Annotated in this window: 19 protein-coding genes and 1 pseudogene; 6 read left to right on the top strand and 14 right to left on the bottom strand. The window is 61.1% G+C overall.

The features are described 5' to 3' along the window. Positions 1 to 5: 5 nt before the first annotated feature. The 4 genes from V7650_RS11350 to V7650_RS11335 are packed head-to-tail and all read left to right on the top strand — an operon-like array spanning position 6 to position 1,951. Positions 6 to 410 carry a PTS sugar transporter subunit IIA gene (locus tag V7650_RS11350; protein ID WP_335656360.1) on the top strand — a complete coding sequence of 135 codons (405 nt, stop codon included), beginning with the start codon at positions 6 to 8 and terminating at the stop codon, positions 408 to 410. After that, on the top strand, positions 407 to 685 hold the full coding sequence (locus V7650_RS11345) for an HPr family phosphocarrier protein (RefSeq protein WP_335656359.1): 279 nt from the start codon (positions 407 to 409) through the stop codon (positions 683 to 685). The genes V7650_RS11350 and V7650_RS11345 overlap by 4 nt, the downstream gene beginning before the upstream one ends. Before the next feature lie 4 nt (positions 686 to 689). Beyond that, positions 690 to 1,493: a TrmH family RNA methyltransferase gene (locus V7650_RS11340; RefSeq protein WP_335656358.1), complete on the top strand. Its 804-nt coding sequence runs from the start codon at positions 690 to 692 to the stop codon at positions 1,491 to 1,493. Between the two features lie 50 nt (positions 1,494 to 1,543). Then, positions 1,544 to 1,951: a COG3650 family protein gene (locus V7650_RS11335; RefSeq protein ID WP_335656357.1), complete on the top strand. Its 408-nt coding sequence runs from the start codon at positions 1,544 to 1,546 to the stop codon at positions 1,949 to 1,951. A gap of 3 nt (positions 1,952 to 1,954) precedes the next feature. On the opposite strand, the gene rmuC is transcribed toward V7650_RS11335, so the two are convergent. The 4 genes and pseudogenes from rmuC to recR all read right to left on the bottom strand — a co-directional run bounded on the left by rmuC (position 1,955) and on the right by recR (position 7,958). Then, a complete protein-coding gene (rmuC, locus tag V7650_RS11330; protein WP_335656356.1) occupies positions 1,955 to 3,334 on the bottom strand; it encodes a DNA recombination protein RmuC in 1,380 nt (459 codons plus the stop codon). 466 nt (positions 3,335 to 3,800) lie between these two features. Further along, positions 3,801 to 4,367, bottom strand: a complete 567-nt coding sequence (gene def / locus V7650_RS11325) for a peptide deformylase (RefSeq protein WP_335656355.1) — start codon at positions 4,365 to 4,367, stop codon at positions 3,801 to 3,803. A 123-nt stretch (positions 4,368 to 4,490) separates the two neighbouring features. Further along, a pseudogene (locus tag V7650_RS11320) lies at positions 4,491 to 7,216 on the bottom strand (TonB-dependent receptor). Positions 7,217 to 7,355: 139 nt separating this feature from the next. Next, positions 7,356 to 7,958 (bottom strand): recombination mediator RecR, encoded by a 603-nt coding sequence (gene recR, locus V7650_RS11315; RefSeq protein WP_335656354.1) that lies wholly within the window; start codon positions 7,956 to 7,958, stop codon positions 7,356 to 7,358. A 231-nt stretch (positions 7,959 to 8,189) separates the two neighbouring features. On the opposite strand from recR, the gene fmt reads away from it, so the two are divergent. Further along, positions 8,190 to 9,095: a methionyl-tRNA formyltransferase gene (fmt, locus tag V7650_RS11310; RefSeq protein WP_335656497.1), complete on the top strand. Its 906-nt coding sequence runs from the start codon at positions 8,190 to 8,192 to the stop codon at positions 9,093 to 9,095. Then, positions 9,092 to 9,835, top strand: a complete 744-nt coding sequence (truA, locus tag V7650_RS11305; RefSeq protein WP_335656353.1) for a tRNA pseudouridine(38-40) synthase TruA — start codon at positions 9,092 to 9,094, stop codon at positions 9,833 to 9,835. Before fmt ends, truA begins: the two co-directional genes overlap by 4 nt. Positions 9,836 to 9,907: 72 nt before the next feature. Here truA and V7650_RS11300 read toward each other — a convergent pair whose 3' ends face one another. The 10 genes from V7650_RS11300 to V7650_RS11255 are packed head-to-tail and all read right to left on the bottom strand — an operon-like array spanning position 9,908 to position 22,574. Continuing rightward, on the bottom strand, positions 9,908 to 11,803 hold the full coding sequence (locus tag V7650_RS11300; RefSeq protein WP_335656352.1) for an XrtA/PEP-CTERM system amidotransferase: 1,896 nt from the start codon (positions 11,801 to 11,803) through the stop codon (positions 9,908 to 9,910). A 9-nt stretch (positions 11,804 to 11,812) separates the two neighbouring features. Then, entirely contained in the window at positions 11,813 to 13,366 is a 1,554-nt protein-coding gene (xrtA, locus tag V7650_RS11295) for an exosortase A (protein WP_335656351.1), read from the bottom strand. Next, positions 13,363 to 14,589 (bottom strand): TIGR03087 family PEP-CTERM/XrtA system glycosyltransferase, encoded by a 1,227-nt coding sequence (locus V7650_RS11290; RefSeq protein ID WP_442955289.1) that lies wholly within the window; start codon positions 14,587 to 14,589, stop codon positions 13,363 to 13,365. Before V7650_RS11290 ends, xrtA begins: the two co-directional genes overlap by 4 nt. Beyond that, complete coding sequence (locus V7650_RS11285) at positions 14,586 to 15,659, bottom strand: FemAB family XrtA/PEP-CTERM system-associated protein (RefSeq protein WP_335656349.1); 1,074 nt, start codon at positions 15,657 to 15,659, stop codon at positions 14,586 to 14,588. The genes V7650_RS11290 and V7650_RS11285 overlap by 4 nt, the downstream gene beginning before the upstream one ends. Then, the gene (locus V7650_RS11280) at positions 15,656 to 16,552 is read right to left on the bottom strand and encodes an XrtA system polysaccharide deacetylase (protein ID WP_442955288.1); all 897 of its coding nucleotides are present in this window, start codon (positions 16,550 to 16,552) and stop codon (positions 15,656 to 15,658) included. The genes V7650_RS11285 and V7650_RS11280 overlap by 4 nt, the downstream gene beginning before the upstream one ends. Next, positions 16,533 to 17,792, bottom strand: coding sequence for an XrtA/PEP-CTERM system-associated ATPase (locus V7650_RS11275; RefSeq protein ID WP_335656347.1), 1,260 nt, complete (start codon positions 17,790 to 17,792; stop codon positions 16,533 to 16,535). Before V7650_RS11275 ends, V7650_RS11280 begins: the two co-directional genes overlap by 20 nt. 35 nt (positions 17,793 to 17,827) lie before the next feature. Further along, a complete protein-coding gene (locus tag V7650_RS11270; protein WP_335656346.1) occupies positions 17,828 to 19,450 on the bottom strand; it encodes a hypothetical protein in 1,623 nt (540 codons plus the stop codon). 3 nt (positions 19,451 to 19,453) lie between these two features. Then, a complete protein-coding gene (locus V7650_RS11265; RefSeq protein WP_335656345.1) occupies positions 19,454 to 20,371 on the bottom strand; it encodes an AAA family ATPase in 918 nt (305 codons plus the stop codon). A gap of 10 nt (positions 20,372 to 20,381) precedes the next feature. Next, positions 20,382 to 21,917 (bottom strand): XrtA system polysaccharide chain length determinant, encoded by a 1,536-nt coding sequence (locus V7650_RS11260; RefSeq protein WP_335656344.1) that lies wholly within the window; start codon positions 21,915 to 21,917, stop codon positions 20,382 to 20,384. 39 nt (positions 21,918 to 21,956) lie between these two features. Next, on the bottom strand, positions 21,957 to 22,574 hold the full coding sequence (locus tag V7650_RS11255; protein ID WP_442955287.1) for an XrtA/PEP-CTERM system exopolysaccharide export protein: 618 nt from the start codon (positions 22,572 to 22,574) through the stop codon (positions 21,957 to 21,959). Between the last annotated feature and the right edge of the window lie 37 nt (positions 22,575 to 22,611).

Raw genomic sequence — 22,611 nt, 5'->3', positions numbered from 1 at the left:
TCGGCATGATTGGATTGGTTCTCGTGACACACGGGCATCTGGCAACGGAATTTGTCATCGCCATGGAGCATGTGGTGGGCCCGCAAAAGTCGATCGCCGCCATCGGCATCGGTGCGCGTGACGACATGGAGGTGCGCCGCAAGGAGATCGCGGACTGCGTCACCAAGGTCGATTCCGGCGAAGGCGTCATCATTCTGACGGACCTGTTTGGCGGCACACCCTCCAATCTCGCCATTTCACTGCTGGAGAGAGGCAAGGTCGAGGTTATTGCCGGCGTCAACCTGCCGATGCTCATTCGTCTCGATGGCGCCCGCAAGTCGATGGACATCGTGTCCGCAATCGCCGCTGCCAAGGAAGCCGGCCAGAAATATATCAGCGTTGCCTCGGAAATATTGGGAAGCGACGCGTGAACGAACTTCGCAAGACAGTGATGATCACCAACAGCCGCGGCCTGCATGCAAGAGCCAGCGCGAAATTTGTCACCTATGTCAGCAAATTGCCCGCGGGCGTGGACGTCCGGGTCGCAAAGGACGGCAGCGAGGTCACGGGCACATCCATCATGGGCCTGATGATGCTCGGCGCCGCGAAAGGTGACAGCGTCGAGATCATCGTGACCGGCGAGCAGGCGGAAAGCGCGCTCGAGAAACTGACCGGTCTGGTCGTCGACGGCTTCGGTGAAGACTGAATCCATGCGCCACCAGATTACCGGCTTTTCCAACCCGACGATCAAGCGGCTCCGAAGCCTGCGCGAAAAAAAGCACCGCAAGCGCGAGGGCCTGTTCCTGGCCGAGGGCCTGAGAATATTGACCGAGGCCCTGGACAGCGGCCGGACACCCAAGATACTCGTGGTGGTCGAGGATAGCGAACTGCATCCCCTCGCCCAAAAGATAGAGGCCGCGACGCTCGCCGGCGGCGGCGACGTCATCGAGACCAGCGAAGCGATCATCGCCAAGCTGTCCGGCAAGTCCAACCCGCAGTCGATTATCGGAATCTACCCCGACCATCCTGTCCCGCTGGACGCGCTCGACCGCTCCGCCGCGAATATCTGGCTGGTCGCGCAGGCGCTGCGCGATCCCGGCAATCTCGGCACGATCCTGAGAACGGGCGATGCAGTCGGCGCCGGCGGCCTGATCCTGATCGACGATTGCGTCGACCCCTTTTCGGTCGAGGCGGTGCGCGCCAGCATGGGCGCCATCTTCACCCAGACAATCAGCCAGGCCCGCTGGCCGGATTTCCTCGAATGGCTGCGCAGCGGTCCGGGCGAACTGGTCGGCACCAGCCTCAACACCGACAAGGATTATCAGTCGGTCCAGTACAAGGCACCGACCTTCCTGGTGGTCGGCAACGAGGCGCAGGGCTTGCCGGAAGAATACGAGGCCGCCTGCGACACGCTAGTCAAGATGCCGATGATGGGCAAGGCCGACAGCCTCAACGCCGCCGTCGCCGCGTCGGTGATGGCCTATGAAGTGCTGAACCAGAACCGCCACAGATAATTTGCCGTTACCGCCTTCTCTATGGTAGCTTCGGCGCGGAGGGGGAAATCATGAAAAAAACAATCGCATTGTCATCGCTTGCCTTGCTGACGCTCACCGCCTGCGAAGAAGCCGCCGCACCGCCGGTGGCCGAGGAGAAACTGGGCGACTACACGGCCCTTGGCACCGAGCCCGGCTGGCTGGTCGAGATCAAGGGCGAGGAAATTGCCTTCACCTCGCAGAATGGCAAGGAGTTCAAGCTGCCGGTGGAGCGGATGAAGAAAACCGCCACCGGCTGGGAAGTGCGCGGCTTTTCCGACAAGGACAATATCAACGTCCATATCACCAGCAACAAGCAATGCAGCGATGGCATGAGCGACCGCAGCTACGCCGACACGGTCAAGGTCGAGGCGAGCGAAGTGGGTACGCTGAACGGCTGCGGTGGCACCGTTACCGAAGCCGCCGGCAGCCCGCCCTGATGGCTATTCCGCTGCCTCGTCGCTGATCGGCCGATCATCGGCGATCAGCTGGTCGGTTACTGAATCGCTGTAGCGCGGCAGCGCCTCGATCTCCGGCACGGGCTCCAGTTCCTTCTTGCCGGTCTCGATCTGCAGTTCGGCGAACTTGCGGCCGGTGGCCATGACATTGCGCTCAAAGCTGCCGACGAACTTGTTGTAGTTGCCGACCGCGCTGCCGAGGCCCGAGCCCATGCGTTTCAGATGTTCGCCGGCAACCGCAAGCCGGTCATACATTTCCTTGCCGAGCTGCCCGATCTGCTTGGCTTCCGCCGCCATTTTCTCCTGCCGCCAGACGCCGGCGACGGTCCGCGCGATCGCGACCAGATTGGTCGGTGTCGCCAGCAGCACCTTCTTCTCGAACGCATGGTCCCACAAGGTCGGTTCATGTTCCAGCGCCGCGGCGAGGAAATGTTCGCCGGGTACGAACATGATCACATAATCGGGCGCGTTTTCGAACTGGTCCCAATAGGCCTTTTTCGACAGGCCATCGATATGCGCTTTCATCGAATTGCAGTGGCGGGCCATGGCAAAGCTGCGCGCTGCCTCGTCCTCGGCTTCAAAGGCGTCCTGATAGTCGTTGAGTGACACCTTGGCATCGATCACCAGCTTGCGCCCGCCGGGCACGTTGATCACCGCATCAGGCCGCAGCCGCCCGTCTTCGGTATCGATGCTCTGCTCGGTGACAAAATCGGTATGTTCGGACAATCCGCAGCTTTCGAGCACATTCTTCAGCTGCTGCTCGCCCCAGCGGCCGCGCGACTTGGGGGCGTTGCGCAGGCTGTTGACCAGCCGCGCCGCTTCCTGCTGCACCCGGTCCTGCCCCTGCCGGACCTGTTCGATGGTGGCGGTGATCCCGGCATAGGATTCGGTCCGCTCCTTCTCGATCTTGGTGATCGAGGCTTCATAGGTCGCGAGGCGCTCATGTACTGGCTGCAGCAATTTGGCGATCTTCTCGCCGCCCTTCTCGTTCGCCTGGTCAAAGCGCTGGTCGGCGCGCTCGAGAAACTGCCGCTGCGCGGTTTCCAGCATCTTCGCGCCAATCTCGGAAAATTGCGCCGACAGCGCCTCTTTCGCCTCGAGCAATTGCTGCATCTGCTTTTCATGATTGCGCGCATCGGCCTGCAGCGCCGCCAGTTCGGTCTTCGCCGCATCGCGCTCGTCGCGGACACCGTCCAGCGTGATCCGCAAGGCATCGGTCGCCTGCGCGGCCTCCTTGGCCGACTGCACCGCATCCCGGGTCGCCTGGGCGGCATCCTTGGCCGGTTTTCCGCCAATAAACCATCCGAGCGCCAGACCACCCAGTAGAGCGATGACGATGGCGACGGTGGCGATGATGGGGTCCAAAATGAGTCTCTTTTTGATAAGAACGAAAAGAGAACCTAGAAGCGTTTTCGGGAATAGGCAATACTCGTCCTATGTCCCCGCAGCCGTCATTGCGCGCGCAGCGCGGCCAACCACTTCGATCGCCTTACCCTTCTCCCGTGAGGGAGAAGGATACAGAGCCTTATGAGCGTAGCGAATTAGGCGGCGTTGGATGAGGGTGTTCTGCGCTTCGAAGCGCAGAACACCCTCATCCAGCTGCGACTAACGAACAAGTTCGCAAGTCTTCGCATCCTTCTCCCTCACGGGAGAAGGGAGAGTGTGGCTGGGAAGCGTGTCAGGCGATCACCGGCCTTCCTCTTCAGAGAAGGAGATTCAAGGGGTAGTGGCGATGGTTCAGCATCGCTGGCATCAGCGAGCAAGAATGGCACAGCCGATAGTCACCCTCATAAAAGGACTCGGTGATACGCCGAGAAATACCGCCGCTACCTCAGGCCGCGATGCCGTGCTCCTTGCGCAGCTTGGCCAGCTTTTTCAGCACCATCTGCCGTTTCAGCCGCGACAGATGGTCGATGAACAATATCCCCTCGAGATGGTCCATCTCGTGCTGCAGGCAGGTCGCCAGCAGGCCGTCGATCTGTTCTTCATATTGCTTGCCGTCGACGTCCTGCCAGCGCGCGGTGATCGTCGCCGGACGCTCGACCTCGGCATATTGGTCAGGGACCGAAAGGCAGCCCTCGCTGTAGATGTTCAGGTCCTCCGACGGATCCAGAATCTCGGGATTGATGAACACAAGCGGGTCATTGATCACGCCATGATCATGGTCGCAATGTTCGCCATGCTCATGCTCGTGCGGCGCCGGTTCCTGCAGGTCGATCACCAGAATGCGCTTGGGCACGCCGACCTGAATCGCGGCCAGGCCGATGCCCGGCGCGTCGTACATGGTGTCGAACATGTCCTGGACCAGCGTTTTCAGTTCGTCGTCAAACACCGTCACGGGTTCGGACACGGTTTTCAGGCGCGGATCAGGCACCTCGAGGATCGGTAATATGGCCATGGCCCAAATTTAGGGATTCCGCCGGGATTCGTCAAGCAGCGACGCGCCGGCGGCCCCCAAAGAAAAAGGCGTGCGGTCCCGGCGGACCGCACGCCTTGTCGTGATTGCTATGCGAGGCTGGCTCTAGAAGCGTCCGCGCACCGTGATGCCATAGGTTCTTGGCTCTGCCAGGAACGCCGAATAGGTCTGCTGCGACGCGACGAAGGGCGTGTTGAACGCGACCTGCGAATAATCGACATCAAACAAATTCTGCGCCCAGCCTTCGATCGCCCACATGTCGTCGGGACCGCGGACACCGATCCGTGCGTTGACCAGCGTGAACCCGTCCTGTTCCTTGCCGTACAGCAAGTCCGAGCCGGTATTGTAGTCGCTGGTTGTCCGTGCGTTGACATAGAACAGTCCGGTCAGACCGGTGTCGCCCAGTGGCGGCGTGTAGGACAGCGACGCAGTCGCGGTGATTTCCGGTGCGTTGGACAGGTTGTCGCCCGGCAGCAGACGCAACGCCGGATCCAGGGCGGCGCCGGTGTCCCGGCCGACCAGATCATTTTCATAGCTGGTGTCGGTATAGGTCAGGCCCATAGTGACGTTGACATAATTGACCGGATTGATCGACGCTTCCAGTTCGACACCCTGAGCGACAACGCCATATTTGACATTGTCCGCAGCGCAGTTGCCGGTGGCGCCGCTTGCGTCGCGATCGGCTCCGCCCAGATCATCGCTGCAACCATTGATATTCTGGACCAGGAACACCGAACCGTTGAACGTGTTCAGCTGGAAGTTCTGGAACTGCTGCCGGAAGGCCGCAACGCTCAGCGAAAATTCCCGGGTCGAGTATTTTGCGCCAATTTCAAACGCGTCCACGGTTTCGGGATCAAACTGCAGATTGGCAGTATCTCCGGTCAAGGCTGGATTGCCCAAGGTGGAACTGGTCAATGCCGACCGGTCGAGGTTGAAGCCGCCCGCCTTGTAGCCGCGCGAATAGCTGCCGTAGAGCAGCAAATCATCGGTCGGCTTGAAGGACAGGATGGCGGTACCGGTAAATTCGCTCTCGCTCCGGCTGTCGTTCAGCGTGACGCCGTCCAGTTCCGAGGTCGAATTGCCCTGGCAGGCCAGACCGATCAGACCAGCTGCCAATCCATTGAGCGGACCACCGAGCAGCGGCGTGAACAGCGCGCGCTGCGTCGGGCATGCCGTGTTGTCGTTGGTGAAGGCCGCATTGAAGTCCTTGGTTTCATTCGTGTAGCGCAGACCCAGGGTCAGATCGAGCCGATCCGAGATGTGGAAGATGTTGTGGGTGAAAAAGGCGAAATTCTCGCTATCCTGATTGTAGGTATCGAGAATGGTGCCCCTGTCATTGACCGTGGCGAGATTATCCAGCCCGGCAAAGATCAGCGGGGTGGCCGCGCCAAAGGCGCCGGCACCGCCATTGGCTGCCTGCAATGCAGCCCGGCCACCGGCACTCAGACATCCGGTGCTGGTCGGCGAAGCTAGCGCCGGATTGACGGCGTTGACGATGCGGCAAGGCGCGAAAGCACCATATTGTGTGCCGAACCGCAGATTATCACGGGTTTCCAGCTTTTCATTGGCATAGAAACCGCCGATCAGCCAGTCGAGCTTGTCATCGAATGCCGAACCCTGCAGCCGCAGTTCCTGCGTGAAGGTCTTGAACTCGCGGGCACCGGCATTTTCGGTCGGCGCACGATAGAGAATGTCGACCTGGGTATAGTCGGTATCCGATGCCTGGAAGTTGGAATATTCCCGGTAGCCGGTGATCGAGGTCAGGTTCATCGTGCCGATCTCGGCATTGACTTCCACGGATGCACCGAAATCTTCCGTCTCGCCCGCATAGGTCCGGCCGGGGCTGACATAGATGTTACGGTTGAACGTGCTCTGGTTGAGAGCGGCCGGGTTCTGGCCAAGACCAAGCAGGACCGGAATGATCGGGTTTGCCGGATCGGTCAGCGCGGGCGCGCCAGGCTGCGGGAGCGCAAACGGATCAAGCCCAGGGCTCACCCGTGCCTGCTGGGCAAACTCGGCTGCACAAAGGTGGCGGCACAGCAGGATTCATCCTTCTTGGAATAGTCGCCGGCAACCCGGATGCTCAGGCCATCATTGGGCTCGAACAAGAACTGGCCACGGACCAGATAGCGGTCCTTGTTGTTGACATCGGTGCCGTTCACGACGTCATTGTAGAAGCCGTCGCGCTTCAGGTAGACGCCATCGATGCGCGCGGCGATCGTGTCGCTGAGCGGGCCGGTTATGCCACCTTCCAGACGGATCTGGTCATAATTGCCATAGGTTGCGGCGCCATAGCCGCCGAACTCGAATTCGGGGCCAGCGGTGGTGATGCTGATCATGCCGGCAGAGGAGTTGCGTCCGCCCAGCGTGCCCTGCGGACCGCGAAGAACCTCGACGCGTTCGATTGGACCGAGTTCGCTGAGGGCGTTGCCGCTGCGCGAACGGTAGACCCCGTCGATAAAGACGGCGACCGAGCTTTCCAGCCCGGGGTTGTCGCCGACGGTACCAATGCCGCGGATACGGGCCGAGCCGTTGGCTTCGTTGCCGGTCGAGGATACGAGCAGTGACGGTGCGAGCTGGTTCAGCTCGCGAATATCGCTCGCGCCGCTTTGCTGCAGCTGCTCGGCGCCGATGGCGGAGACGGCTATAGGAACGTCGGACAATGCCTGCGAGCGTCCCTGTGCGGTCACGACAATGATATTGCTGTCGACCGTCTCGTCGCTTCCGCCAGCCTGATCAGCCGTATCAGATTGTGTCTGTGCATAAACGGGGGCGGTCGCGATTGCGGCCAGCGCAAACGCGCACGCGGATAGGTTCAACGCCAGTTTCATAACATGCTCTCCTGAAAACTTCTTTTTATGTACTCTATGGATAACCCGAGATGGCACATTGGAAAGCCAAAAAGCGCGTCAATGTAACGGTTTTTGGCCTAGTGTGTCTTAATTGTCATCATTTGGGAGCGACGAAAATTCAGTCGTGCTGGACCGGTCGCCGTGATCGCAGCGCCTGTGCGAGAGTGCCTTCATCAAGATAGTCCAGCTCGCCGCCGACGGGTATGCCATGCGACAGCTGGCTGAGCCGTAGCGGAAAATGTTCAAGCCGCTCGGCGATATAATGCGCGGTGGTTTGTCCCTCGAGCGTTGCATTCATCGCCAGAACGACCTCGTCGATGCCGCCAGCCTCGACCCGGCGGATCAAACTGTCGATTCCGATATCTTCGGGCCGGACACCGTCAAGTGCCGATAATTTTCCGCCAAGTACATGAAATTTGCCCGGGAACAGACGCGATTTGTCGAGCGCCCACAGATCCGACACCTCTTCGACCACGCACAGGGACTTCTCATCCCTGCGCGGATCAGTGCATATCTGGCAGGGATCCTGGGTATCGACATTGCCGCAGATGCTGCAGATGACGAGCCGCTCGTCGACCTTGGTCATCGCAGCGAGAATCGGCTTCATCGCCGAATCCGGACGCTTCAGAAGATAGAGCACCGCCCGCCGCGCCGAACGCGGTCCAAGGCCGGGAAGCTTGGCGAGGGCCTGAACCAGATTTTCGATCTCTTGCGATGCCATGGCTATATCATTAGGAGCAGCCGGACTAACCTGCAAAGCAGAAAATCGCTGTCCTACATCCGGCGGAATCGATATTGTCCCGGTCATGCCAGTGTCTGATCCAATTTTTGAGGAAAACAGCATAATCATGTGACGGGATAACCCCCGATCCGGAGAATCTGTTTCCCGTTTGGGGGGTGTGACCCTGTGTGACCCTGTGAAAGTTTATTTATGACGTCCGCCACGAAACCCCTGCGTATCGCCTTCATGGGCACGCCCGATTTCGCCGTTCCGGCGCTGCAAGCGCTGCATGATGCGGGACATGAAATTGTTGCGGTCTACTCGCAGCCGCCCCGACCCGCCGGCCGCGGCAAGAAACTGACCTCCTCGCCCGTCCAGCAGCTGGCCGAAACGCTCGGCTTGGAGGTACGGACGCCGGTATCGCTGAGGGATGAAGCCGAGCAATCCGCCTTCGCCGCGCTCGATCTCGATGCCGCCGTGGTCGCGGCCTATGGCCTGATCCTGCCGCAGGCCATTCTGGTCGCCCCCGAAATGGGATGCCTGAACATCCACGGCTCGCTCCTTCCCCGATGGCGCGGTGCCGCGCCGGTGCAGCGCGCGATTCTCGCGGGCGACGATGAAACCGGCATTACGATCATGCAGATGGAAGCGGGCCTGGATACCGGCCCGATGCTGCTCAAGGCCTCCACCCCCGTCGACAGCAAGACCGCAGGAGACCTGACCGACGAACTGGCCGTCACCGGTGCCCGGCTGATGGTGCAATATCTGGCATCGCGGTCCGACTTTGCCGGCGAAGCGCAGGACGATGCGCTGGCCACCTATGCGAAGAAGATCGAGAAGCAGGAAGCGCGCCTCGATTTCGCCGTCGCCGCTGAACAGGTGGAGCGCCAGATCCGGGCGTTCAATCCTCAACCGGGCGCCTTTTTCGAATATCAGGGGAATCGGTACCGGATACTCGAAGCGATGATCGAAGAGGGGAAAGGGGCTGCCGGCAGCCTGCTGGACGAACAGCTGCTGATCGCCTGCGGCACCGGCGCGATCCGGCCGACGATGATCCAGAAGGCCGGGAAGCCCGCCATGGACCTGAGTTCCTTTCTCAACGGCACGAAAATCCCCGTCGGCACGGTGCTGTCATGACCCGCTTCGCGCTGACACTGGAATATGACGGGCGACCCTTCATGGGCTGGCAGCATCAGGACCACGGCCCCAGCGTCCAGCAGGCGGTGGAACAGGCGATCCAGAAAATCACCGGTCAGGATACCCGGGTTTTTGCTGCCGGGCGGACCGACGCCGGCGTCCATGCGCTGGCGATGCGGGCGCATTTCGATCTCGAGACAAAGCTGACCCCGTTCCGCCTGCGCGAGGGCATCAACGCCGGCCTGCGCCCGCACCCGGTAGCGGTGCTCGCCTGCGATATTGTCGATGAAGAATGGCACGCCCGTTTCGCCTGCGAGGGACGGCGCTATCTCTACAAGATCACCAACCGCCGCGCGCCGCTGACCTTTGACCGCGGCCTCAGTTGGCAGATAGCCCCGGCACTCGATGCCGAAGCCATGCACAATGCGGCGCAGGCGCTGACCGGCCAGCATGATTTCACCACCTTCCGCTCGGCCCATTGCCAGGCGCAAAGCCCGGTCAAGACGCTCGACAGCATCTCGGTCAGCCGCTTCGGCGAGGAAATAGAAATCGAGGTCGCCGCCCGGTCGTTCCTGCATCACCAGGTCCGCTCGATCGTCGGGTGCCTGAAACTGGTCGGTACCGGCAAATGGTCCAAGGTCGACCTGAAGCATGCACTGGCGGCTAGGGACCGGAACGCCCTCGGCTATAACGCCCCGCCCGACGGCCTCTATTTTGTCGAAGCGATCTATCCGGAATAGTGGTTCCCCGGCGCAGGCCGGGGGCCAGAATGTTGGTGCACTATCGACCGGACTGCGGCCTGCGCCGGGGAACTAGAGCCCGAACAACCGGCTCAGCGACTTGTCTAGCATCAGCAGCTGCCACAACAACCGGCTGTTGTCGGAACGCCCGGCGATATGGTCCTCCGCGACCTTGCGCAGGGCCTTGCTGTCAAACCAGCCGGTTCGCGCCAGATTGCCGCCGCTGGCAATGTCCCGCGCGCTGTCGGCCAGCGGCCCGCGAAACCATTGCGCGATCGGGGTCACAAAGCCCATCTTGGGCCGGTAGAGAATGTCGTCCGGCAGATATTGTTCCATCGATTTCTTGAGCAGATATTTCCCCTGCCCCCGGCGCACCCGCAGGCTGGTCGGAAGCTTCGCCGCAAACTCCATCAGCCTGTAGTCGAGCAATGGCTCGCGCGCCTCGAGACCGACCGCCATGCTGGTGCGGTCGACCTTGGTCAGGATATCGCCCGGCAGCCACATCTTCATGTCGGCATATTGCGCCTGGTCCAGACCGTTGCGCGCCGGCGCCTTTTCCATCAGATCGATTATCCGCTGCTCGGCCCGGTAGCCGCCGAGATCACGCTGCATCGCGTCGGAGTAGATGCGATCGCGCCCTGCGGGTGTCGTCACGCCGACCGCCTCGGCATAGCCTTCGGCACCGGTGCGGGCCAAGGAGAGCAGCGTCGATTTGGCACGAAACGGCCGCGGCGCCCAGTCCGCCTTGGGATAGACCGACCCCAGCCAGCCGAAGGCGGGGCCGCGGAAGGATTGCGGCAGCAGCCCCCTCACCCGCTCCTCGGCATGGTGGAAGACATGCCGCCGATAGCCGGCCATCGCCTCGTCCGCCCCGTCGCCGGACAGTGCCACCGTAACCGTCTCGCGCGCTAACTCGCACACCCGGAACGTGGGTAGCGCCGATGCATCGGCAAAGGGTTCGTCGAAATGGTCGGCGAGCGTGTCGATCAGCCCGAAATCATCCGCTGCCACCGTCCGCTGGCTATGCTCGGTCCGAAAGCGCTCCGCCACCTGCCGGGCATAGCCGGTCTCGTCCAGCGACTGCTGGTCAAAGCCGATCGAGCAGGTCTTGACCGGACGGCGGCTGTTTTCGGCCATCAGCGCGACCACCGCGCTGCTGTCGACACCACCGGAGAGAAAAGCGCCCAGCGGCACGTCCGCGATCATCCGAGAGCCGACCGCCTGCTTCAGCAGCTCGACCAGCTCTTCCTCCAGCGCGCCAGCCGATGCACGGTGCCGCTGGCTGAAGTCCATGTCCCAATATTGCACCGGATCGGGCTCCGGCTTGCCCTGCTCGAGCAGCAGATAATGACCGGCAGCCAGTTTCTTGACGCCCTTCAGCAGCGATCGGTGATCCGGCACATAGCCGAATGCGAGATAGTCATCGACCGCCCGGAGACTGGGTTCGCGGCGCAGCAGCGGATTGGCCAGCAATCCCTTCAGCTCCGATGCGAACAGGATGCTGCCATCGGATACCGGCGCATAGAATAGCGGCTTCACTCCCAGCCGGTCGCGGGCCAGAAAAAGCTGGCGCGAACGCTGGTCATAAAGCGCGAACGCGAACATGCCATTCAGCCGCTCAAGACAATCCACGCCCCATTGCCGCCAGGCATAGAGAATGACCTCGCTGTCGCTATCGGTCTGGAACTGGTGCCCAAGCCGCTCCAGCTCGGCACGCACTTCCAGGAAATTGTAGATTTCGCCATTGAAGCTGAGCACCTGTGCCTTGTCGGCCGTCAGCATGGGCTGCGCGCCGCCTTCCAGATCGATGATCGAAAGCCGCCGGTGACCGAGCCCGACGCCCGCGGCGGTCCACAGCCCTGATCCGTCCGGCCCGCGGTGGCTCAGGCTGTCGGTCATCTTGCGCAGGCGATCGGGATCGACCGGCTTGGCCGTCTCCAAATGAAAAATACCTGCAATACCGCACATAGGGGCGCCCTAGCGCAGCCCGGCCATCGCGTCAGCCAATTTGTCGACCGGTCCGAGGTCAGCGATAAATGCATCGATCGGGAGGCGCGCCGATCCTTCGCGATTCCGTTCGGCAGACACCAGTATCGCGACCGCCTGTTGCGAACCGCCGAGAAGATTGTTCTTCAAGGTCTGCAGCTTCACGACCGACTCGCTGCCCGTCAGTTTGCCGCCGATCCGGTAGAACGAAAGCACCTCACGCGTGACCGGGCCGGGCGCGATCAGCTCCACGGCGGCAGCCCCTTCGGGCGCTTCGACCGACCGGTTGCGGGACCAGCCAGAATCCGCCGCAAGCGCACCCTGCCCATAGCCGACAATCTCGCGGCCCTCCGCCTGCCGGTCGTAGACCGCAATCGCGAGATCAATTTCCCGACCCGTCGCCTGGTCCCGGTAGCGGCCAAGCAGCTGGTGACTGGCACCGTCAAATCGGGGCTGCCAGGGGTAGAGAGGTTTGTAGTCCACGCGCTCCCAGCCAGCAACTTCCGGCAGCCGGATCTGGTCCGGAACCGGCGATTCCTGCGCAGCCAGAACCGAGGTCCAGAGCACTGGGACGAGAATGATCGCGCTCATGGCAGTCAGCACGGCAGAAGCTTTGTAGCTGGTCCGTGGGCGATAGGCACCGTCGCGCAATGCATCCCCGTCGATCATCCGGTCGTCGATACTCCGATCAAAAAACGGCCAGCCGATGGCCATCACCAGGATCAGGACGAAGGCGAAGAAGAACCAGCCGTACAGAATATGATCAAAGCCCGCGGCGAAATCGAGCGTCGTATGATGCGCGATATAGATGGTGCCGAAGGCGCGGATGCCATTGGCAATCACCGGCACCAACACCGCGGCCAGCATGAAAAGGATCCGGCGGTTCCAGGCCTGAAAGCAGACATTGCTGACCAGCGCGCCATAGGCGAGCATGGCGATCAGAAACTTGATCCCCGAACAGGCCTCGGCGACCCGGAAATAGCCGGTCGGGGTTGATATGAAGATGCCGTCGATGAACGCCGGAATATTGGCCCAGCCCAGAAACACCATCGACAATTTGGCCGTGACCATCTGCAGAAACGGCACGAATTCCTCGCCGAACGGCACCAGAAAGAAACTGAAGCCGAGCGGAAAGACCAGCCCGCGCGCAACCGTCGGACCGAGCAGGGTTACCACCGCGCCCTGCAACATCATCAGCAGCCCGAGCTGGCGCGCAAAGGCAACACCGGCAGCTTCGCCCAGCAGCCATCCCAGCGACGCCAGCCCGATCCAGACCAGGCCGGGCATCCACAATATCGGTGTCAGCTTGACCAGCTCATCCCGCCGTTGCTGCACCAGCCAGAAAAGGATCGGCACGATCAGCAGGCAATGGTTATAGGTCGACACGGTCCACCATGTCCGGACCATGTCCGCTGCATCGCGCCAGAATATCGCAAGTATCGCGAGCGCGGATAGCCCCAGCCATTTCAGATGGAGGGACCACTGCGAGCCCATCGCCAGCGGCCGCAACCGGCTGCCGGCCGGATCGGCCGTCGCGCTCGTCATTCCGCTGCCTCCGCAATCCGCACCGTCGGGAAACCGCAGAGGTCCGGTAGCCGGGCAAGCTGGTTGTCCCAGGAATATTGATCCTGAATGAGGGTCTGTGCCTGCGCCCCTAGCCGTGCCGCCCGCGCGGGATCGCCGAGCAGGTCACACACCAGCCGGGCTTCGTGCACCACCGATCCGGCGATCAGGAAATGCTCGCCGTCTACGGCATCAATACCTTCTGCAGCACAGGCCGAGGCCACGACGGGCTTCGCCATGGCCATCGCTTCCAGCACCTTGTTCTGGATGCCTCTGGCAATCCGCAGCGGCGCAACGACGATATCGGCGGCCTTGATCCAGCGACGGATATCCTCGACCGGGCCGATTACCACCGTTCCGTTGCGGCCGTCGAGCTGCCTCACCGTTGCCGAAGGAGCGCGTCCCACAATGGCAAAGCGCGCATCGGGGAAATGCGACAATATGTCCGGCATTGCTGCATCGGAGAAGCTCTGCACCGCCTGGACATTGGGCGGATAGTCCATCTGGCCGGTAAACAGGATCAGCGGCCTCCCGGGTACCGCCTCTTCGGCTTCGACAGCCGCAGCGGCGTAAAATTCCAGATCTATTCCGTTGCCGACGGCCTTGATGCTATCATCGGTCAAACCGGAGCGCGCGCGAAACAGCGCCGCCTCGGCTTCGCTGACAAACAGGCTGTGGTCAGCCCGCTCGGCCACCGCCTTCTCGAAGGCGCGCAGCAAGCGCCCTTCCCGGCGATGGATCCAGGTCATCGGCCCGGCTCCTTGCTCCGCATAGCTTTCGAACTTGGCGCTATCGACATCCGCAAAATCCATCACCACCCGGCCGGCAAAATCCGCCGGGACGAACTGCGCCATCTGTCCCGAAAATATGAAAATACACTCCACGGGCCGATTCGCAAGAATGTCGCTGACATGATCGCGGAGCGCTGCGCTTTCGAAGGCGGTGAGCGATACCGGCTTTCCCGAGACCAGCGCTTCGATCCCTGCCCGCCATTGCGGCTTCTTCCGCGGCAGGATGGCGCAGGACGCCAGCTCGCCTTTGCGCGTCCATCCAACCCGCCGTTCCGCATCATCCTCCGCAAAGCAGGCAACATGCACCGGTGCGCAATCCATCAGCTTCTGCAGGAAATGGTGCGATCGTATCTTGTCGCCCCGGTCCGGTGGCCAAGGCACGCGGTGCGCCAGAAACAGAATCTCGCCCATCAGCCAAGACCCTTGGCAATCATCGGCCCGATCCGGTTGGCGATCGGCAACGGCAAGCGCTGCCACAGCGCGACCTGCGCCCTGTATTTCGGGCTCATCGGATTGACATCGCGGGGCATTTCGCCATCCGCCGTGCGCGTGGCATAGCTCAGCGGCTCCGGTTCAAAACCCCAGTTCTTCTTGAACGAAAAGGCGCCTGTTCCATATTTCGACCGCCCGAAATCGAACGAGCGGCACCCCCGTTGCCGTGCGTGATTCATCAGCGCATAATACATGATGTCATTGGCCCGATAGCGGCGCGCATCCCAGGTGCCCCCGCCCCAGTAAGGCATCACCACCTGCTTGTGATAAAGACTGAGTGCGCTGGCCAGCGGCTTGCCTTCGTGCAGCACCGTCAAAATGTCCGCATCGTTGCCGAACCCATCCAGCACTTCGTCGAACAGGCGCTTCGGGAAAACGGGTGTGCCAAGATTGCGGACGCTCTCGGCGTAAACCGCATAATGGTCGGCACGATCCTGCGAACCGCTGCCAATGCGAACGGTCAGATCGTTGGCCAAGCCCTTGCGGATTTCCGCCCGCTGCTTGCGCGGTATCGCAAGCAGCTGGCTTTCGTCGTCATCCGCCAGCGGCTTTACAAATCCTGCATAGACGCCCTCTATGTCCTGCCACCCTGTGCCGGACACGTCGCCACCCCGCAGTTCCACGCTCGGGAAACTGTAGCGCTCGGCAAATCTCCAGACTTCCTCCGACAGCACATGAATGGCCTGCTCGCTGGTTCCCAGAATACCGCCGCCGACGGCAAAACCCGACGACACCAGTGCCCGGCCAAACAGGGGCGAGTGAATCAGGTGCAGAGGCACCAGGCCCTGCAAATCCCCGCTCTCGCTCTCTGCCAGCAGATAGCGCCACTCGTGGCCGCACGCCTTGCTGACCGAAAGTACCCAGGCGGGTCGGTGAAATGCGGTTCCCTGCTCGGCGGATGCTACATAGGATTCGATGCGCGCCAGTTCATTGCTTTCCGCATGCTCCAGAACGCGAACCGTCATGGCCTTCGGCTTGAAGGGGATGTTCATTGCTGTACCCCCGCTTCCAGCGCTGCCAGTTCATCCACCCGGGTCCATCTGAAATCCCGCCCTGCCCGCAGCAGTTTCGCGCGCATGTGCTTCATGTTGGTATAGTGCCGGAGCTTCGACCGGAGCGGAGCGTTGCCGACACGCGGTTGGTCGGGATCGATTTCCCATGGATGGAAATAGAAGATTGCCCCCCGCTGGTCCTCGCGCTGCATCTTGCGGATCGACTGCTTGTAGAGCGAATAGGGCAGCAAGCGGAAAAACCCTCCACCACCTGCGGCCAGTATCCGGTTGCCGAACTTCACGGTCGTCACCGGCAGTTCCACAAGGTTGGACCCGGCCACCGGCTTCCAGGCAAATCTTGGCGAACCGGCCCAGCCATAATGATCGTGGTTGATGGGCGCGACGCTGGACGAGTAGGCATAGCCCTGCTCCGCCAATATGGCGTGGGCCCATGGCGTGCGCTGATCGATCGAGAAACTGGGCGCGCGGTAGCCGACAACCTTTTGGCCAGACGAATCCTCAAGAAGTTTCCGGCTGCGATCAAGGTCGGCCCGAAACTGGTCGGCCGAAAGCGTGTGCACGCGGGCATGATCATAACCATGATTGGCAATCTCGTGCCCCGCCGCCACGATGCGTTGCATCAACGCGGGGTAGCGCTCCGCCACCCAGCCGAGGATGAAAAATGTCGCCTTGATCCCTGCTTCCTCGAACAGCCGAAGCACCGCATCGGTGTTGCGTTCGACGCGCTGGTTCAGCTTGTCCCAATCGGCACGGTCGATGACGGTCTCAAAGGCGCCGACCTGAAACCAGTCCTCGATGTCGACGGACATGCCGTTGAGCAAACCATCCGCCTGTCCGGCCGTGCCAAAGGCTTCAGGCCGCGCGTCCTGCATTGACATAGCTTTCCTTGCTTCGCACATCGCTCTCGACCCATTCCACCAGCATCGTCAAGACGCGGTGGAGATTTTCTTCCTGCCCGTCCATCCGGGTTTCCAGCGCTGACAACCGCTTCGCGATCATCGCCATCTGGGCAGTGGCGACCGATCCTGGAGCGGGCCGCGGGGCGGGATGTGCCTCCGTATCTTGACGGTCGGATATTTCCGGCTCCTGCGTTTCTTCCCGCGACTGCAGCGACGGCGGGGTATCGTGCAGATTGACCACCTCCGTATCCGCGACCGGCTTTTGCACAGGCTCGGGATCGACATCGCGAGCCGTCTGTTCCGGCATCGCGAACGAACCCGTATCACTGGATTTTCTCGGCTTTTCCATCAGCGGACTTTTGATCTCCGTTGACGGGGCTGGCGGAGCAGCGATTTCGACATCCTCACCGTTCAGGTCGGCCAGTACCCGCGCCACCATGGTCTGGTCGATCATCTCGGCATGTTCGATCGATCCCATCAGCAATATCCGGCTCATCAACGCGTTGATCTTGCGGGGAACGCCATCGGTTTCCGCAAACAGCGTCCGGAATACCCCCGAAGTGATCTTGGGGCGTCCCGACCAGCCACTCTTGGACAGGCGATGCGTAACATAGGGTTCGACTTCCTCCGGGCTCATCGGTTCGAGATGGTGATGTGCGATCACCCGCTGGCGCAATTGTTCCAGCTGGTTGGATGTCTGCAACATGTCTCGGAATTCAGGCTGGCCGAGCAGGAATATCTGCAACAGAGCCTGACCGCCGAGCTGAAAATTTGACAGCATGCGCAATTCTTCCAGCGCTCCTGCGGGCAAATTCTGGGATTCGTCGACGATCAGCAGGCAACGCCGGCCGGCGCGGGCCTCGGCGTGGAGAAATTCCTCGAACGCGCTCAGCAACTGTGCCTTGTCCATATGGTCGGTATCGATATCAAAATGATTGGCAGCCACCCGCACAATATCTTCGCTGTCGAGCTTGGTCGTGACAATGTTCGCCGCCGTCAGACGCGCCTTGTCGATCGTTGCCATAAGATGGCTGACCAGCGTGGTCTTGCCCGCACCGACATCTCCCGTGATGACGATGAACCCTTCTCCCTGTGCCAGGCCATAACCCAGATAGGACAGCGCCTTGCGGTGGGTCAGGCTCTCGAAATAGAAGTGGGGATCCGGGGTCAGCTGGAAGGGCCGGCCGTTCAGTCCATAAAAAGTCTCATACATACGCGTAACTCCGATCATCAACGGGGATAATGCCTTTAAAAATCATATCTGAGCCCCAACAGAGCGGAAGCGGTAAGCTCGCTGTCGAAACCGTCCTGCTGGTAGCTGTCCAGCCCGACCGCGGCCGTACCCTGAAGGCCAGGCAAAATCTGGCGATAATAGGCCGCGTTCGCACCAACGCCGAGGACGTTTGGCGCATCGGCAAAACCGCTATCGAGCAGATTGGCGTAAACGTTCGCGTCGAAGCTCGAGTAGGTGTCCAGGTCGCGACCGACGGTAAGAACCGCATAGTAATTTTCGTCGACCAGACCATCGACCGCGGAAACCGCGCCAAGCTGTGATGCAAAGAAGCGCCGGCGGGAATAACCTACGCCCACGCCGGTATCCCAGCCCCCCTTGCTGTAGGTCAGCTGTCCGTTGACACCGCGGGCGCGGAACGAGGACGATGCTGCGGATTGCAGGATGTCGTTGAAGCACAAGCCGCTCGTCGCACCGAAGGCGCAGCCGTTCAGCTCCCCGCTCAGCGGATTGCGGGTGCTGGTGAAGCTGGTGCCAAGGCTGGCGAGATTGTCATTGAGCAAATTGCCGAAGCCGGACACCGTGTCGTAGACCGAAATATTCAGTGCCGTCGCCTGATTGGGCTGATAGCTAAAGCTGCCATAATAGGTCTCGCTGCCATAGCGCTGGCCAAATCGCGCTTCCAGCGAGGTGCGGCGGCTCGGGCGCCACATCACCCCTGCATCCCAGATGATGCCGTCCTGATCATAGGACAGCAACCGCGGCGAGGCTTCATCCGTCACGAGACGACCATCGTCGCCGACAATCGGATCGCCATTCCCGTCGCGGACTGCATCGCGTTCGGAAATCTCGATGTCTTCGTAGCCGACACCGCCGACGAGCGCCAGAGTTGGCGACACCGGCACGGTCACGTCGGCGCGCGCATATTTGCCTTCATAGCGCTGGTCAAGCTGACCCGCATCCTCGCGCTCCCAGCCGCCGCCAACGGACCAGCCGAACGGCAGGTCGCCGGGCTGCATACCGACGCTGGCACTGGCAGAATGGCTTACGCTGTCATCGAATACATCGATCGGAACCTGTCCGGGCGGCAAAGCACCGCTCGTCTTGTTCTCGACCTTGGTATATCCGAGCCGATAATTGGCATTGACGTCCAGCGCTCCAACGTTGGTCGACAGGTTGGGGCCGGCGTAGACGGAATAGACCTGGGTGACATTGTCGATATTCCCGACATTGTTCGAGGGTGCCTCGCCGCGCAGGTCCACCCTGCTCCGGGTGGCAAGGCCGCCTGCTTCGAGCGAAAGAACATTGGGCACGATCTGCAGACCGCCGCGCGCCAACCCGGTAATGACATCGTCGTCGCCAAGATTGTCCTGATAGAAAAACCGCCGCTCGTAGCGCAAATTGACTTGCGCTTCGGCACCCCGGGTCTGGATCGAGGTTTCGATCCCGGCAGCCACCGAAGTGTAGGTCAGCACGTCGCTGCCGTCCTTCAGGTCCGCCACCAGCACTTGCTGCACCTCGAGATAGGGAGCCACGTCGGCCTTGCGTTCGCGTGCCTCCGCGCCTGGTGCAACCAGTCCGAGCAATGGCAATATTGCTGCACCATATGCCAGGACATTTCTGGTCAAATTCTTGGTCATGGCTTACTCTCCATATCCATAATAGGATCCAAAACGCCTTCCCGTCGGCGAGAATTTGGTGCCGTTGAGAAGGAGTTGAATATGCTCGCAACCGCCCATCAGACTGAGCGCGTCGCGCAGGGCGGATTCGGTGGTTTCATCGGCTTTCACGACCATCACCACCTGGCCGACATGGGTAGCCAGCACGGAGGCCGGGGATGCCGACAAGGCGGGTGGCGAATCGAATATGACGATGCGATGGGGGTTGTTCTGCGTCAGCCGGTTCAGCACCTGTTCGGTGCGCGAAGACGCCAGATATTCGGTATCGGCATTGGTTTGATCGCCTGCCGGCAGGATCGCCAGGCCCGGGATATCGGTGTGGATGATGCAGCTTTCGACCGGCAGTTGCGGGTCCGCCAGCGCGTCCATGAGCCCCTTGCTGCCTTCCAGCCCGAGACTGGACAGGATGCTCGGCTTTGCAAAATCGGCGTCCACCAGCAGCACTTCATTGTCCTTTTCCGCAGCGATCGACAGCGCAAGGTTGAGGGCGCAAAAAGTCTTGCCTTCGTCGGGATGGGCCGAACAGATCAAGATCCTTTCGCCGCGCGCGACAGGTGCCATTTTCTGGCTGCCTTTCGCGGCCAGCAGCAATTGACGCTTGATGATCCGGAACTCTTCCGAAATCCCGGTCACGGGACCGTCGGGAACGATGAATCCGGCTTCCCGCAGTTTGTCGCGATCGACGATCACCCTTGGCCCCGCATAGGCTTCGATCGGCTGGGCGGTCACCCGGGTGACCTGGCTCAGGCCACCGGCCGGCCGCGTTGCTTCCGGATCCCTGGCAGGTTGCTCACCTGTCCGGACAACGGGAATATAGTCATAGATTTCCCCGGCCCTTTCGAGCAGCGACGCGGGTTTTCGGGGAGGATTATATTGGTTCATGACTTTTCCCTCAGGCGACCATGCCGCGCTGGATAAATTCGACGATCATCAGCATGCCGAAAACACCGAACAGCGCGCCGGTCGTGCCGTAAAAGACGCGCAGTTTCTTCTTGTTGATGGCACGCTGGGCGTTGGTCAGGATTTCGGATACCGAGCCGATTACGGGCAAGCCGCTGGCCTTTTGAAGTTTGTCCGCCGTCGGATAGCTGGTCTGCAGATGTCCCATGGCGAAGGCAGCGCCGACGCCGCCACCAATCCCCACGATCAGCACCATTGCGAGCAGCAGCGGGCGGTTGGGTGCGGCTGGAGATCTCGGGCTGGATGGTGGATCAATAACCCGGAACTTGAGCGAATCCGTTTCCGATTCCACCTGACCGCGCAATTTGATCTGCTCCCGGTCCGCGAGCAGCTTGTCATACTGGCTTTTCAGGACCTCGTGGTCCCGATTGATCCGCGACATCTCTGCGGCCACGCCGGGTTCCATCGTCTGCTTGGAAACCAGCTGTGCCATGTCTGCCTGCAGCGCATTTTTCCGGGCCTGCAACGCGGCCATACTGGCCTGTCGCTCGGCGCGCATGCTTTGCAGGGAACTATAGGCGGGATTGGGGGTGCGATACCCATCGCTTCCGGCCGGTTCCCTGGCTGCCTGCGACCGCAAGGCGACGATCTCGTTCTTCATCGATATCACGTCGGGATGGCTGTCGGTCCAGCCACGCGCGCGCGCCGAGGCCAGCTTGGCTTCTGCCTGGGAAAGCTGCGCGCGGGCACCGCCGCCTCCGCCGAACCCGGGGGTCGAAATGGATGGTGGCGTGCCCGAAAGCTGGCCGTTCAGCGCAGCCAGCGAACCTGATGCCTGGCTGAGCTGCGAATCGATCTGTCCCAGTTCGGCGCGAGCCGCCTCCAGCCTCTGGCTGATCGAACCGATGCCGGGCAGCAAGCCCAGATTTTCCGTCTCGAACTGGACGCGCTTCTGCTCGACCTCCTGCAGCTCCTTTTCGCGCTGGGCGAGCTGGGCATCCAGAAACTTGATCGTCTGGCTCGTCTCGTCGCGATCCCCCGAGAGGTTCTCCTCGACAAAGATATCAATCATTTTCTGAACGATATCGCGGGCAAGAACGGCGTTTTGCGCATCGGAAAGATTGCTGGCCGACGATTTTGCGGTGATCTCGAAGAGATTGTCCTTTTCCGACTTGATTTCGATATTCTTGCGCAGCATCTCGACCTTGCCGGCCAGTTCCCTGTCCGACGAAACAGATTCGTTCAATGCGGTTCCCCGCACAACTTTTTCCAGGTTGATCGTCGAAGCGAGCGTCTCCTGCACGCGCTCCATGTTCTTCTTCCGCTCACGCGCATCCACGCCGACCTTGTCCGACAGAATCGACTGCATCTCGACCGAGATCCGGGCCTGCGATTCATAGCTGTTCGGGATAAGCGCGACCACCAGCCAGCCCAGCAGGCAAAGCCCCCAGGCAACGGCGAGCGCCAGCCAGCGCCGGTTCCAGACGCTGTACACCGCTATCTTAAATTCGTCGTAGAGACCGTTCATCTGTCTATTCGATTCCTGTCATGGGCCGCGCAGGCTGGATCAAAACATGCTTTCGGGAATGATGATCACGTCGCCGGGACGCAGCATCACATTGGCGCGGGTTTCGCCCTTCTTCATCAAATCGTCGATGCGCAGGGCAAATTCCTGCTGTTTGCCGGTGCCGCGATCAAAACGTATCAGTCTTGCCCGGTTGCCGGACGCGAACTCGGACATGCCGCCGACGGCAATCATTGCGTCAAGCAGGGTCATGTTTGCGCGATAGGGGATGGAGGCCGGCTTGTCGGTTGCGCCAACCACCCGGATCTGTTGGGAAAATGTGCCCGAAAAATTGTTGACGATCACCGATACCAGAGGCTCATTGATATATTGCGAGAGTTGCAGAGTCAGGTCCTGGGCCAGCATCGATGGTGTCTTGCCGACCGCAGGCATATCCGTGATCAGCGGCGTGGTAATGCGGCCATCGGGGCGCACCTGAACTTTCGCGCCCAGCTCGGGATTGCGCCAGACAAAAATCGTCAATTCATCCAGCGGCCCGATCACATATTCTTCGCCTGGGCCTTCCTGCATCGACACGAAAGACGCGGCCGGCAGTTGCGGGCCGCTGGAATTGCCAGCGCAACCGGCAACGGCAAGTGACGCCATTCCGGCACCAACCATCAGCTTTGCCAAGTGCTTGTTTTTGATAGCAGAACGC

Origin of the sequence: Parasphingorhabdus sp. (assembly GCF_036964565.1) — a bacterium.
In the GTDB taxonomy this organism is placed as follows: domain Bacteria; phylum Pseudomonadota; class Alphaproteobacteria; order Sphingomonadales; family Sphingomonadaceae; genus Parasphingorhabdus.
The sequence above is the reverse complement of the archived record's forward strand: the minus strand, read 5'-3'. Positions and strand labels throughout refer to the sequence as shown.